At 62.7% G+C, this 12,729-nt stretch carries 11 protein-coding genes; 6 read left to right on the top strand and 5 right to left on the bottom strand.

The window, feature by feature from the left end; genetic code table 11:
• The first annotated feature begins 70 nt into the window (after window positions 1-70).
• Complete coding sequence (locus AC1Q5P_RS07685; RefSeq protein WP_492518623.1) at window positions 71-1,339, top strand: YceI family protein; 1,269 nt, start codon at window positions 71-73, stop codon at window positions 1,337-1,339.
• Here AC1Q5P_RS07685 and AC1Q5P_RS07680 read toward each other — a convergent pair.
• The 5 genes from AC1Q5P_RS07680 to AC1Q5P_RS07660 form a co-directional block, all read right to left on the bottom strand.
• On the bottom strand, window positions 1,320-2,030 hold the full coding sequence (locus AC1Q5P_RS07680; protein ID WP_492518622.1) for a TetR/AcrR family transcriptional regulator: 711 nt from the start codon (window positions 2,028-2,030) through the stop codon (window positions 1,320-1,322). The two genes, AC1Q5P_RS07685 and AC1Q5P_RS07680, sit on opposite strands and share 20 nt — an antisense overlap.
• A complete protein-coding gene (locus AC1Q5P_RS07675; protein WP_156451853.1) occupies window positions 1,978-2,169 on the bottom strand; it encodes a hypothetical protein in 192 nt (63 codons plus the stop codon). Before AC1Q5P_RS07675 ends, AC1Q5P_RS07680 begins: the two co-directional genes overlap by 53 nt.
• Window positions 2,170-2,253: 84 nt before the next feature.
• Window positions 2,254-3,711, bottom strand: coding sequence for an efflux transporter outer membrane subunit (locus tag AC1Q5P_RS07670; RefSeq protein WP_492518621.1), 1,458 nt, complete (start codon window positions 3,709-3,711; stop codon window positions 2,254-2,256).
• Window positions 3,711-5,267, bottom strand: a complete 1,557-nt coding sequence (locus tag AC1Q5P_RS07665; protein WP_492518686.1) for a DHA2 family efflux MFS transporter permease subunit — start codon at window positions 5,265-5,267, stop codon at window positions 3,711-3,713. Before AC1Q5P_RS07665 ends, AC1Q5P_RS07670 begins: the two co-directional genes overlap by 1 nt.
• Window positions 5,268-5,296: 29 nt before the next feature.
• Window positions 5,297-6,439 carry an HlyD family secretion protein gene (locus AC1Q5P_RS07660; protein WP_492477861.1) on the bottom strand — a complete coding sequence of 381 codons (1,143 nt, stop codon included), beginning with the start codon at window positions 6,437-6,439 and terminating at the stop codon, window positions 5,297-5,299.
• A gap of 21 nt (window positions 6,440-6,460) precedes the next feature.
• Between AC1Q5P_RS07660 and AC1Q5P_RS07655 the strand changes: the two genes are divergently transcribed.
• From AC1Q5P_RS07655 to AC1Q5P_RS07635, 5 genes are all read left to right on the top strand, one after another.
• Window positions 6,461-6,667 carry a hypothetical protein gene (locus tag AC1Q5P_RS07655; protein ID WP_156451852.1) on the top strand — a complete coding sequence of 69 codons (207 nt, stop codon included), beginning with the start codon at window positions 6,461-6,463 and terminating at the stop codon, window positions 6,665-6,667.
• Between the two features lie 114 nt (window positions 6,668-6,781).
• On the top strand, window positions 6,782-7,345 hold the full coding sequence (gene ahpC, locus AC1Q5P_RS07650) for an alkyl hydroperoxide reductase subunit C (protein WP_039333951.1): 564 nt from the start codon (window positions 6,782-6,784) through the stop codon (window positions 7,343-7,345).
• Between the two features lie 174 nt (window positions 7,346-7,519).
• The gene (gene ahpF, locus AC1Q5P_RS07645) at window positions 7,520-9,079 is read left to right on the top strand and encodes an alkyl hydroperoxide reductase subunit F (protein ID WP_492518620.1); all 1,560 of its coding nucleotides are present in this window, start codon (window positions 7,520-7,522) and stop codon (window positions 9,077-9,079) included.
• A gap of 170 nt (window positions 9,080-9,249) precedes the next feature.
• Complete coding sequence (locus AC1Q5P_RS07640) at window positions 9,250-11,181, top strand: glycoside hydrolase family 3 protein (RefSeq protein ID WP_492518619.1); 1,932 nt, start codon at window positions 9,250-9,252, stop codon at window positions 11,179-11,181.
• Window positions 11,182-11,255: 74 nt separating this feature from the next.
• Window positions 11,256-12,722 (top strand): helicase HerA domain-containing protein, encoded by a 1,467-nt coding sequence (locus AC1Q5P_RS07635; RefSeq protein WP_492518618.1) that lies wholly within the window; start codon window positions 11,256-11,258, stop codon window positions 12,720-12,722.
• Window positions 12,723-12,729: the final 7 nt, after the last annotated feature.

Below are 12,729 nucleotides of genomic sequence, written 5' to 3'. Positions count from 1 at the left end.
ATACGACAGGGCATATCATGTCTTCGTCGGCGCTGTTATGACGCTTGTCGGATCGAGGGGTATTTTGACAATGACGACGCTGCGGCCCGAACGGTATTCTGCGCTTGCCATCATCCTGCACTGGGCGATCGCCTTGTTGCTGCTGTTCCAGATCGGGCTGGGCTGGGCGCTGGAAGACCTTCCCAAGGGCGCGGTGCAGTTTTCGGGCTACCAGTTCCACAAGTCGGTGGGCATCGCGATCCTGCTGCTGAGCCTCGCGCGGCTGGTGGTGCGACTGTTCAAGGCGCGTCCTGCACCCGTGCAGGATGGCAAGGCGCAGATGTTGCTCGCTTCTGCTGTGCACGTCCTGCTTTATGCGGTGATGATCCTCGGGCCACTGACCGGGTGGATCATCGTTTCGACAGCCAAGGTGCGGTTGCAGACGATGTTGTTCGGCAAGGTGCCATGGCCTGACCTGCCGGTTGGCCAGGCCTTCCATGAGCCTGCCGAAGTTCTGCACGGAGCTTTGGGAACCGTCGGCATGGCACTGATCGTGCTGCACGTCGCTGGCGCCTTGTATCACCACTTCAAGCGTGAGGACGTGATTGGCCGGATGCTGCCTGCGGCGATCCGCTCGCACGGCGCGATAGGTATTGCCGGATTTGCAGCAATTGCTCTTGGGGCCGGGGCGCTGATCTGCGGCCTGTTCCTTTCGTTTTCCGGGAACAAGAGTCCGGCTGCTAAGCCGCCAGGCGAAGTGGCTTCTGGAAGTGCTGCCGATGTGCCGATCGAAGAGCCCTCAGCACCCGCGAGTTCCGAACCCGCCGTTGCCGAGAGCGCGGCAGCGACAACTGCCAAGGCGAGCCCGTGGAAACTGGAGAAGGGCGGACGCTTGGGCTTTGCGGCAGAATACAGCGGAGAGGCCATCAACGGATCGTTCTCGCGCTGGGATGCGACGATCGTCTTCGATCCCGAAGACCTGCCGGGCTCATCCATCCGTGCGACAATCGATCTCGCCTCGGTCGACAGCGGCGACAGCCAGCGCGATGATATGCTGCGCAGTGACAGCTTCTTCGCTGTCGGCGCACATCCCAAGGCGCAGTTCGTCTCGACCAGCATTAAGGAGGCGGGCCAAGGCCGCTACGTCGCCAATGGAACGCTTTCGCTGCATGGACAGCGCAAGCCGATGGCGTTGCGGTTTGCCCTCAAGATCAGCGGCGACAAGGCAACCGCCACCGGCAATGCAACCCTGCAGCGGCTATCCTTCGGAGTCGGTGAAGCAGAATGGTCCGCGACCGATCAACTGAAGGATGCAGTCGGCGTCAACTTCAATATCAAGGCTACGCGGCAGGCCCCTTGATCGCGCCAGTGTGGCGCAGGCCGCCAAAGAAATATTCGGAATAGGCTCGAGCCCACTTCTCGTTGGCACTGTCGTCGATTTCCTTGATCGAGCCTGTGAAGCGCGCGTGGCCTAGCAGGCCTTCCAACCAGAAACCCGCAGCCAGTGCAGGATCGACCAGTTCGAGGTTCTGCACTCGTGCGGCTTCGCGGATTTCCTCCGAGATACTGACAAGGGCATCGGCGTACATCGCCTGGCGGTAGTTCACTTCGTCAGTCCCGAATTCCTGGTCGCACCAGTCGACCAGCCGCTCCATCATCCGGCCTTCGGCCGAATGAAGCACCCGTATCACGGCGGCGGCGCGGATGCAGAACGCTTCGACGATGGGCAGGCCGACGCCCAGCTTCATGATCTCGAGCCGACGCTCGATAGTCTTGTGAGCCAGGAGCGCTTCGAGAAATTCGCGTTTGCCGGCAAAGCGCGTGTAGATCGTTGCCTTGCCAATGTGCGCATGGCGCGCGACGCGATCAAAGGTGAAGGCTTCGAAGCCGTGGTCCCGCAGGACTTCCCAACCGGCTTCAAGGATTCGCGCGGGGAGACGTTGCGCTTCCTCCAGCGAAGGACGGCCGCGCTTGGTGGCCGTCTTTCTGCCTGAAAGATCAGTGGACGGTGATTTGCTGCTCGGCGATTGCGGCGAGGGCGGCAGTGTCATGCGGCTGATCCCGGTCGCACAGCCGGTCGGCCAGAGCTTCGGCGATCCGGTTGTGAACCGGGCAGGACATTTCGAGTCCTTCGCGATAGGCCTGCCAGAAGCGGAGGCCCGCATCGGTAATCCAGCGCATCTTTCCCACTTTCTCGCCTTTGCGGCGTTTCTGGTGGATAGAGTGCCTCAGGCATGGCTGGAGTCAATATACTATAAAATGGGCGAATTCGTTTCATTTATTGGCCCCTGACGCCGCTGCATCGGCGGTCCAGCCAAGGCCAAGTGCCTTTTCTACCGCAATAAACCCTGTCGTAAGCTCTGCTCGAGCGGCCGCGGTTGCCATCGCCAACTGCAGCGCTTGCCGCTCTGCATCAAGACGGTCGGGCTTGCCGATGGTCCCTGCCTGCAGGCGTTGCTGCTGCAGATCGACGTTCTTGCGAGCCCGCCCTTCCGCATCAAGCGCTTTGCCGAAAGCGACGCGCTGCGCGCCAAAGCGCGCGAGCGAGCCTTCGGCATCCTGTAGCGCGGTCAGCACTGTCCTACGGTAATTCGCTTCGGCTTCGGCATAGGCGCCCTTGGCGGCTTCGACCTGGCGGTTAGCGCGCCCGCCATCGAAAAGGTTCCACTTGATCTGCGGCAGGGCAATGCCGACGATGTTCGCAGGGTCGAAGATGTCGCCGATGTTTTGGCCGCCAAGACCCAGCAGCCCGAGGAATGATATTTTGGGGAACTTGTCGGCAATCTTCACACCGACATCGGCATTGGCCGCAGCGAGTTGGCGCTCTGCCATGCGAATGTCGGGGCGGCTGCGCAACAGGCTGGCCGGGTCGCCGATGGATACTTCGGCAGGCGGCAGGGGCACCGGTGCCGGAGTTTGCAGAAGAGCGTCGAGTGCTCCAGGCTCCTTGCCTGTCAGCACTGCAATCTGGTCCATCAGCACGGCGATTTCGGCGCGAGACTTGGCAACGTCCGCCTCGCTGGCGAACGCCTGAGCCTCGGCTGCGTTGACGGGTTGTTGCGGGATCGTCCCGGCGGCGTAGCGCTGTTGCGCCAGCGCGACCAGTTCCCGATCGATGCCCACCTGCCGATCTTGGAGCGCCAACATCGCCTGCCGCGCGCGCAGGCCGACATAGGCACGGGCGATTTCGGCGGATAGTGTCACCCGCGCGTCTGCCGAGGCTGCCTCTGCGGCCTCTGCGCGCGCCAGCGCGGCTTCCACCTTTCGGCGCGTGCCGCCGAAGAGATCAATTTCCCATGAGGCATCGAAGCCGAGGTTGTAGGCGTTGATCTCGTCCCTCCCGCCACCGTTTCCGGCAATGTTGCCCGGAACGTTGAGGTACGGGGCGGCAAACGATGTGTTCACCGTCGGCAGTGCGGCAGTTCGGTTGGCAGCAAGAGCCGCGCGTGATTGGGCGATGCGGGCATTGGCCACGGCGATTCCCGGACTGTCTTCAAGAGCGGAGACGACCAGCTGGTTCAGGACCGGATCGCCCAGGCTCTCCCACCACCTTGATGAAGGCGTTGTCTGTTGCATGGCCTCTCCGGCGCGGACGAACTTGCCGCGCGAAGCGGCGACGGGGGCGGCTTCGGGAGCGCCATTGTAGTTCGGGCCGACAGTCGTGCAGCCTGCCAGTAACGCGGCGAGGATCGTGGCGCTGCCGATGCGGCGAAGGGATAGCGAGGCAGTCATCAGTGCGCAGCCTTTGCGTGATAGCCCTTGGGAAGCGGGCGCAGAAGAAGAACGAGCGGGGACACGAGCAGAATACCCAGCGTCAGCGCCATGAAATCATCGTTGAAGGCCATGACGAGTGCATCGCGCAGGATCATCCCGTCGAGCGAACGGAGTGCGGCCGCCATTCCATCGGGGCCGCCGCCGTAGGTCATCGCCTGCTGGCCGACCCAGTCCTGAACGTTGAGGTCGTTCGCGCCGAGCGCACTGTGCAGGGTCCAGCGATGGAACTCCCAGCGCTGATCTTGCAGCGTGGCGAGAAGGGCAAGGCCGACCGAACCACCGAGGTTGCGCGCTGCATTGAACAGGCCCGCTGCGTCACCGGCGTCCTCGCGGGAAACGGAACTGATTGCCGCCTGGTTCAAAAACATCATGCAGAACACGGTGCCAAGGCCACGCATCAACTGCGTCTCGACGAAATCGCCGCCGCGCGATTGCGCAGTGAGCGTGACGTCGAGGTAGCAGGACATCGCCAGCAGAGCGATCCCGGTGCCGACGATCACGCGCAGATCGACGCGCGATATCAGGATCGGAAACAGCGGCATCATCATCATTGCGGGAATGCCGGATATGAAAACGATGCGCCCTGCCTGCATGGCGTTGTAGTCGGCAATCGCCGCCAGGAACTGCGGGATGACGTAAGCAGTGCCAAACATCACGGCGCCGAGCACGAAAGCCAGCACGAACACCGCCGCGAAGGATCTGTTGCGAAGCAGGGCTAGCTTGATTACCGGGCGCGTTGCCTTGAACTGGCCAATGGCTATGAAAATGAAGCCCAGCAGCGTGACTGCGCTGAGTTTCCAGATCAGGGCGGATTCGAACCACTGCTCGCGATGGCCTTCCTCGAGCACTACGGTGATGCCGCCCAGGCCAAGGATCAAGCCGATCACGCCGAACCAGTCAGCGTTCACCAGCTCGCCCAACTGCATCTTCCCCTTGGGCAGACCAACCAGCAACAGCGTGATCAGGATCAGGCTGATCGGCACGTTGACGAAGAAGGCATAGTGCCAGCTGAACGTCTCGGTCAGCCAGCCGCCTACCAAGGGGCCCAGGACCGGGCCCATGATAACGGTCAGGCCGAACAGGGCCGTTCCCACCGGCTGCTGGTTGGGCGGCAGGCGGGTGGCAATGATGGTCAAGGCGGTCGGGATCATCGCACCGGCGGTGAAGCCCTGGCCGACACGACCGAGGATCATCATTGTCAGCGAAGAGGACAGCCCGCACATCACCGAAAAGCCGGTGAACAGGATCGCCGCGATCAGCAGGAAACGGCGCAGGCCGAACACGCGTTCAAGCCAGCCCGTAAGGGGAATGATGATGATTTCGGCCACGAGATAGGCGGTGGCGATCCAGGTGCCTTCGCTCGACGAAGCACCGATCTCACCCTGGATCGTGGGCAACGATGCGTTGACGATGGAAATGTCGAGCGTCGCCATCAGCGAGCCGATGGCGCCTGCAGCCACCGCCAGCCAGGCGGTGATGTCGGCCTTTTCGCCGCTTGCGGCGGCCGGAGGCATCGCCGCCTCATCAATGGCTGCCGACTGGCTCACTTCGACGCAACCCGATCCTGCTCGTTACGGATCGTCTCGATTGCCGACTTTGCCGAACGCGTGTCGACTTCGACCGAGAGTGAAAGGCCGGGAACCAGCACCTTGCGTGATTCCGGCCCGGCATTAATGCGGATGCGGACTGGGACTCGCTGGACGATCTTGGTGAAGTTGCCGGTCGCATTCTGTGGCGGGATCAGCGAGAAATTGGCGCCGGTGCCCGGCGTGATGCTTTCCACCGTGCCGTGGAAGTCGACGTCGGGCAGCGCGTCGACGTGGACAGTTACCGGCTGCCCCGGACGCATGAGGCCAATCTGCGTTTCCTTGAAATTGGCTTCGACGTAGATCGCTTCGGTCGGCACGATCGTCATCAGTCGCTGGCCGGGCTGCACGAACTGGCCGACGCGCACGGTGGAGTTGCCGATCTTGCCCCCGATCGGGGCCGCAATGCGGGTCGTCTCCAGATCCGTGCTGGCAGCCTCGCGCTGGGCTTGTGCTGCCTTGATTTGCGCCGCGCTCTGGCCGGCCTGGGCACGCGCGCTTGTCACGCGATCGCTTGCGGCCGAAAGCCCGGCCTGTTTCGCAGCAACGTCTGCCGCAGCCTTGTCGCGGTTGGCGACGAGCTGGTCGAACGCCTGCTTCGGTTCGGCACCGCTAGCCACCAGGGGCCGCATCCGGGCAACTTCGCCGTTCAGGTAAGCGAGTTCGCGCTGGGACGCCTGCAGCGCTGCGCGGGCCTGACCCACTGCGGACTGTGCTTCCTGAATGGCTGCAACGGCGGTGGCCTCCGTGGCGCGGGCGACGTCGACCTGTGCGCTGCTCTGCGCGAGGCGGGTGTTGTAATCGGTCGGATCGATCTGGACCAGCAGAGTACCCTGATCGACCGCCTGATTGTCGCTCACTGCAACACGGCGCACGTAACCGCCAAGCTTGGAACTGATGGTGACGCCGTCTGCTTTCACATAGGCGTCTTCCGTATCCTGCATGAACTTGCCGACAGTCTCGTATTCATACAGCGCATAGGCACCGTATAAGGCACCGGCTGCCAGAGCGCCGAGCGCGATACGACCGATCAGCTTCTTGCGGCCCTCGCCGGTATGATGGGAATCAGCTGCAGGTGTCGTGTCGGTCGAGGCGGCCATTTTTGATCCATTCGGCAGTAATTGAACGAAATCGTTCCGTTGCGAAATGCCACTTGGTTCAGGCGCGAAAGGATTTCAAGTGCTGAAATTGCGGCAGGCAGTGCAAAAAGTGCACGCGCACGGCGCAACGCTCTCGCCATTGCGGCGTTCCTGGGATTCATCAGGACCTGCACTTTAGGTCACGGCTTCATAGACATCCGGAAAGTGCAATATAATTTCCGCTATTGATCGATCCAATCAATCAAACAAGGCGAATTTGCTCATTGGAAATTCGACTGCTCATGCCCTACCTCACCATTCGTATCCCGGTTCACCAATCCACAACGAGAAGGATTTGAGTCTATGTCGATCGTCGGAAGCAAGCTGAAGCCATTCCAGGCAACCGCTTTCCACCAGGGCAAGTTCGTCGACGTCAGCGATGCGGACGTACTCGGCAAGTGGGGCGTGTTCTTCTTCTACCCGGCCGACTTCACTTTCGTCTGCCCAACCGAACTGGAAGACCTTGCCGACATCTATGGCGAACTCCAGGGCCTCGGCGTCGAAGTCTACTCGGTTTCGACCGATACGCACTTCAGCCACAAGGCATGGCATGAAACCTCGCCGGCTGTCGGCAAGATCAACTACTACATGCTCGGCGACCAGAACCACACGATCTCGAACAACTTCGGCATCTTGCGCGAAGGCGTCGGCCTTGCTGACCGTGGCACTTTCGTGACCGATCCGGACGGCACCATCCAGCTGGTCGAGATCACCCCCGAGGGCGTGGGCCGCAACGCTGCGGAACTGCTGCGCAAGATCAAGGCTGCCAAGTACTGGCGCGAAAATCCCGGCCAGGTCTGCCCGGCCAAGTGGGAAGAAGGCGCCGAAACGCTGGCTCCGTCGATCGACCTCGTCGGCAAGATCTGATTGTTCTGGCAGGGCGCTCACCGCGTGGGGTTGAACGTCCTGCCATAGCCACCGGACGGGCCGTGCCGCTTGTGGGCGGCCCGCCGGCTCCACGATCCCGATCAAATTCGAACTGATCCCCCGTGCGCCGACCATTCGGTGACGCGCGGTCTGTAATGTCCAAAGGAAATGACCATGCCCGTTCTTGACGCCGCCACCACTGCCCAGCTCAAGTCCTATCTCGGCAACCTGCGCCGTCCGATCGAGCTGGTTGCAACTCTGGACGATAGCGCCAAGTCCGCCGAGATGCGGTCGCTTGTCGAGGAAATTGCTGCGCAGTCGGACAAGGTCAGCGCCCGCTTCGACGGAACGGACGAGCGGGCGCCCAGCTTCGCCATCCGGTCAGACGAGGGCAGGGCGGAAGCCGTGTTTGCCGGTCTGCCGATGGGGCATGAGTTCACCTCTCTGATCCTAGCGCTGCTCCACGTTGGCGGGCACCCGCCGAAGGAAGACGCCGAGCTTCTCGACCAGGTGCGCGACCTTGACGGTCCGCTACACTTCGAGACGTTCTTCTCGCTGACCTGCCAGAACTGCCCCGACGTGGTGCAGGCGCTCAACATCATGGCAGCGCTCAACCCCAACGTAACTCACGTCGCCATTGACGGCGCGCTGTTCAAGGAAGAGGTCGAGCGGCGCCAGATCATGGCCGTGCCGACCGTGTTCCTAAACGGCCAGCCCTTCGGCTCGGGCCGCATGGACCTGGCGCAGATCGTCGCCAAGCTGGATACCAATGCTTCTGCCCGCGCCGCCGAAAAGATTGCCGCCAAGGAGCCGTTCGACGTGCTCGTCGTCGGTGGTGGTCCGGCCGGTGCCGCTGCTGCGATCTATGCCGCAAGAAAGGGCATCCGGACCGGCGTGGTGGCAGAGCGCTTCGGCGGGCAGGTGCTCGACACCATGGGGATCGAGAACTTCATCTCGGTCCAGCACACCGAAGGGCCGAAGCTTGCCGCCCAGCTGGAAAGCCACGTCAAGGAGTACGACGTCGACGTGATGAACCTGCAGAAGGCGACGGCGCTGTTGCCAGGCAGCGAAGGTGCACTGCATGAGGTACAGCTCGAGAATGGCGCAAGCCTCAAGGCGAAGACGCTGATCCTCTCGACCGGCGCGCGTTGGCGGCAGATGGGTGTTCCCGGCGAGGACGAGTACCGCAACAAGGGTGTGGCCTATTGCCCGCACTGCGATGGTCCGCTGTTCAAGGGCAAGCGCACGGCAGTGATCGGCGGCGGCAATTCGGGCGTCGAAGCGGCGATCGACCTTGCCGGCATCGTTGCGCATGTGACGCTTATCGAGTTCGACAGCCAGCTTCGAGCTGACGCGGTGCTGCAGGCCAAGCTGCGTTCGCTGCCCAACGTCACGATTGTGACCTCGGCTCTGACCACCGAGGTACTGGGCGACGGTGCAAAGGTAACCGGACTGGTCTACCAGGACCGTACGAGCGAGGAACTGCATACGGTCGAGCTTGAAGGCATCTTCGTGCAGATCGGTCTTGTGCCCAATACGGAATGGATCAAGGGCGCGATCGATCTTTCGGCGCGAGGCGAAATCGAGGTCGATGCCCGTGGTGCGACCAGCGTTCCGGGCATCTTTGCGGCGGGTGACGCCACCACCGTGCCCTACAAGCAGATCATCATCGCCATGGGCGAAGGTTCCAAAGCTGCGCTTTCTGCCTTCGACTACCTGATCCGACAGAGCTAAGCATAACACTCGGTTTCCGAAGGGCTTTCCCCTTTTAGCCCGACGGGTCGCAGAGGCGGCGGCGCGAGCATTGCGTCGCCGCTTTTTCTGTCTTGAGGCGTTGCCCGATCCGCATACTTTGACTAACGTCCCCATGTCCTGCGCTGTCAATCCGCAGGCGGGAGAGATTCATGTCGCGTTCGTTGACGTCGCTTCTTGCGGGTCCCGTAATCTTGCCGGCCCTCGGGGCGGCCATGCTTGTCCACCAGCCAGCCAGCGCAGGCGGAACTTATCGCGATCTCAATCACAACGGTCGACAGGACGTCTACGAGAACCCGGCAGCCCCGACATCTCGTCGCGTAGAGGATCTGCTGCGGCAGATGACGCTTGAGGAGAAGGTCGCGCTCATGCTCCATGGCACGCTGGCGGCTGAGAAAGGGTCGGCCATCGGGGTTGGAGCGGCTTACGACAAATCGGCAGCGCAGGCGCAACTCACTCGGGGCGTGAACAGTGCGATCACCCGCCTCTCGCCCGATGCCAGGACTTTTGCGGAAGAGAACAATGCCATCCAGCGGTTGGCAGAAGCCACGCGCCTCGGCATCCCTGTCACGATCAGCACGGATCCGCGCAACCACTTCCAGGTGACAGTAGGCGTCAGTTCGGCATCCGGTGGCTTCTCGCAATGGCCCGAGACGCTGGGAATGGCGGCAATCGGGGACGAGAAGCTGATCGAGCGATTTGGCCGGCTCGTCGCCGCCGAATACCGGGCAGTCGGCATCCATATGGCTCTGAGCCCGCAGGCCGATCTTTACACCGAGCCACGCTGGCCTCGCGGCGTGGCGACCTTTGGTTCGGACGCTGCGACGGTGTCCCGGCTTGCAGGGGCTTATGTGCGCGGTTTTCAGGGCAGCCCTACGGGTCTCGTCCGTTCTGGCGTCGCCACCGTGGTCAAGCACTGGGTCGGTTATGGCGCCGAGCCGGAAGGCTTCGACGGGCACAACTACTACGGCCGCATCGCCCGCCTAGATAACGAGAGCTTTGCCCAGCACGTGGCAGCATTTGAAGGCGCGCTTTCCGCGAACTCCGCAGGCGTGATGCCGACCTACGTTGTCGCCAATGGCGTCAGTATAGAAGGCAAGCCCCTGCCACAGGTCGGCGCGGGTTTCAGCAAGCCGCTGATCGACGGCCTGCTGCGCAAGACCAAGAAGTTCGGTGGCATCGTGATTTCCGACTGGGCGATCACCAACACCTGCCTCGAACCGTGCAAGGCGCCCACGGCGGAAAAGCCGCAGGGCTATAACATCGCGATGCCTTGGGGCGTTGAGGATCTTTCCGAGGAAGACCGCTATGCGATGGGCGCCAATGCCGGGATCGACCAGTTCGGCGGCGTCGATGATCCAGCGCCGCTGCTTGCTGCAGTCAAGCACGGCAAGGTCAGCCTCGCCCGGGTCGACGAAGCGGCGCGGCGCGTGCTCAAGCTCAAGTTCGACCTCGGCCTGTTTGACAATCCCTATGTAGATGTGGCCCAAGCCGGGAAGGTGATTGGCGATCCGGCAACCCAGGCCGAAGCCGACAAGGCGCAGCGCGCCGCGCAGGTCCTGCTTGAGAACAGGAATGCACTGCTCCCCTTGGCGCCGGGCCGGAAGGTCTGGCTGTCAGGGGTGGGTACTGAAGCGGCGCGCGCCGGAGGGCTGACGGTTGTGGATACGCTGGATCAGGCCGATGTCGCTCTGGTGCGTGTCGCCACGCCGTTCGAGGTGCTTCACCCCCACCACTTCTTCGGCTCGCGTCAGCACGAGGGCAGGCTCGATTTCCGTGCTGACGACGAAGCAACGAAGGTGGTTGCGATCGCGTCTGCCAAAGTGCCCACGATCGTGGCGGTGGACCTTGATCGTCCTGCCGTTCTGACCGCATTCCAGGCCAAGGCCGCAGCACTCTACGGTCTGTTCGGAGCCAGCGATGCTGTGCTCGTCGATCTCGTGACCGGCAAGGCAAAGTCGCAGGGGCGTCTGCCGTTCGAACTGCCCTCATCGGCAACGGCGGTCGAAGAGCAGCATCCCGGGCGGCCCGATGATAGTACCGCGCCGCTGTACAAGCGCGGTGATGGCATCATCCTGCCGTAAAAGGCGTTGAAGGCGGGGGAAATCACAAGGCCACGGCCTTGCCGACTCTCCCCGCCTTCGCCAGAGCGACAGGCGTGAGCGCATCAATCGTCATCGGCGCCGACCGGTCCGGCGCGTCTGTCAGGATCGACGTCGAGGAACTTCTTGCAACCCGCCTGCTCGTGCAGGGCAACAGCGGGTCGGGCAAGTCGCATCTGCTGCGCCGCTTGCTGGAAGAGAGCGCGAGCATCGTGCAGCAGGTGGTAATCGACCCGGAGGGTGATTTCGTCACGCTGGCCGAACCGTTCGGCCACGTCGTCGTTGATGGTGCGGCCTACGATGGCCCGGAAATTGCCAAGCTTGCAGCGCGCATTCGCAAGCACCGGGCTTCGGTGATCCTCGCCCTCGATGGACTCGAGCTCGAAGCGCAGATGCGGTGCGCGGCGGTTTTCCTGAACACTCTGTTCGATGCTCCGCGCGACGAGTGGTACCCGGCACTGGTGGTGGTCGACGAGGCGCAGATGTTTGCACCGGCCGCTGCCGGGGATGTGACCGACGAAGTGCGCCGCCTCAGCCTTTCGGCAATGACCAACCTGATGTGTCGCGGGCGCAAGCGCGGACTCGCGGGGGTTATCGCCACCCAGCGCCTCGCTAAACTGGCCAAAAATGTCGCGGCCGAAGCATCGAACTTCCTGATGGGCCGCACTTTCCTGGATATCGACATGGCGCGTGCGGCCGACCTGCTCGGCATGGAGCGGCGCGAGGCCGAGAAGATCCGCGATCTGGAACGGGGACATTTCCTTGGTCTTGGGCCAGCCATTGCCCGCCGTCCGGTCAGCGTCCGCATTGCCGATGTTCAGACTCGCGCGCGCAACGTGGTGCAGGGCCTGATGCCGCTGCCCAATGCGGCCGGTGCTGAGATGGAATCGATCTTGCTGTCCGAACCTCTGGCGATGGAAGCGCCGCCCCGTACGCCCGAACCGGAAGCGCCAGCGCCTGAGAGCGGCGAACTGCTCGGGCAGATCGCAGGCTTTGTGCCCGCTTCAGAGCAAGTTGAGCCGCCCGCGGCGCCAAGCCTGTTCGAGGCGGAGGAAACTGCCGCGAGTATCGCCTCGATCCTTGCCGAGATGGCGGCCGAACCAGATTGCACGTTCCAGCCGGCGTCGCAGCTCTATCAGGACTTCACCGTCCGCTGCCGCATGTTGCGGATATTGCCAGGCATGGACCTCGGCGTGTTCCGGCGCCGGTTCGCGATGGCGGTTGCAGGGATCCATGACGACAAGGCGGCGCAGTGGCAGGATCTGCTCCGGATAGGCAAGGATGTGCCCGATGACTTGCTGGCCCCCTTCCTGACATTGGCCCGTGCAGCGATGGAGGGGGCGCCTTGCCCCGATGATGAAAGACTCGCTGAAATCTACGGAACACGCTCTTCCGGGCGCATACGGCGCCTGTTGGAGCATCTTGAAAAGGGCAATCTGATCGTCGTCCGGACCGATTACGGGGGCAGGCGCTCGGTCGGCATCCCCGCATTGGGAATGACCACGGCGCCGGTCGAAGCCTGAGGCGCTG

It is taken from the genome of Novosphingobium sp. GW835-FHT14H07, from assembly GCF_058793515.1.
This window is presented reverse-complemented; position numbering and strand designations above follow the sequence as displayed.

Bases quoted from the DNA above. Each gene is read 5' to 3' on its own strand.
- AC1Q5P_RS07670 (WP_492518621.1), bottom strand. From the start codon at position 3,711: ATGACTGCCTCGCTATCCCTTCGCCGCATCGGCAGCGCCACGATCCTC.
- ahpC (WP_039333951.1), top strand. From the start codon at position 6,782: ATGTCGATCGTCGGAAGCAAGCTGAAGCCATTCCAGGCAACCGCTTTC.
- ahpF (WP_492518620.1), top strand. From the start codon at position 7,520: ATGCCCGTTCTTGACGCCGCCACCACTGCCCAGCTCAAGTCCTATCTC.
- AC1Q5P_RS07680 (WP_492518622.1), bottom strand. From the start codon at position 2,030: ATGACACTGCCGCCCTCGCCGCAATCGCCGAGCAGCAAATCACCGTCC.
- AC1Q5P_RS07640 (WP_492518619.1), top strand. From the start codon at position 9,250: ATGTCGCGTTCGTTGACGTCGCTTCTTGCGGGTCCCGTAATCTTGCCG.
- AC1Q5P_RS07665 (WP_492518686.1), bottom strand. From the start codon at position 5,267: ATGCCTCCGGCCGCCGCAAGCGGCGAAAAGGCCGACATCACCGCCTGG.
- AC1Q5P_RS07685 (WP_492518623.1), top strand. From the start codon at position 71: ATGACGACGCTGCGGCCCGAACGGTATTCTGCGCTTGCCATCATCCTG.
- AC1Q5P_RS07660 (WP_492477861.1), bottom strand. From the start codon at position 6,439: ATGGCCGCCTCGACCGACACGACACCTGCAGCTGATTCCCATCATACC.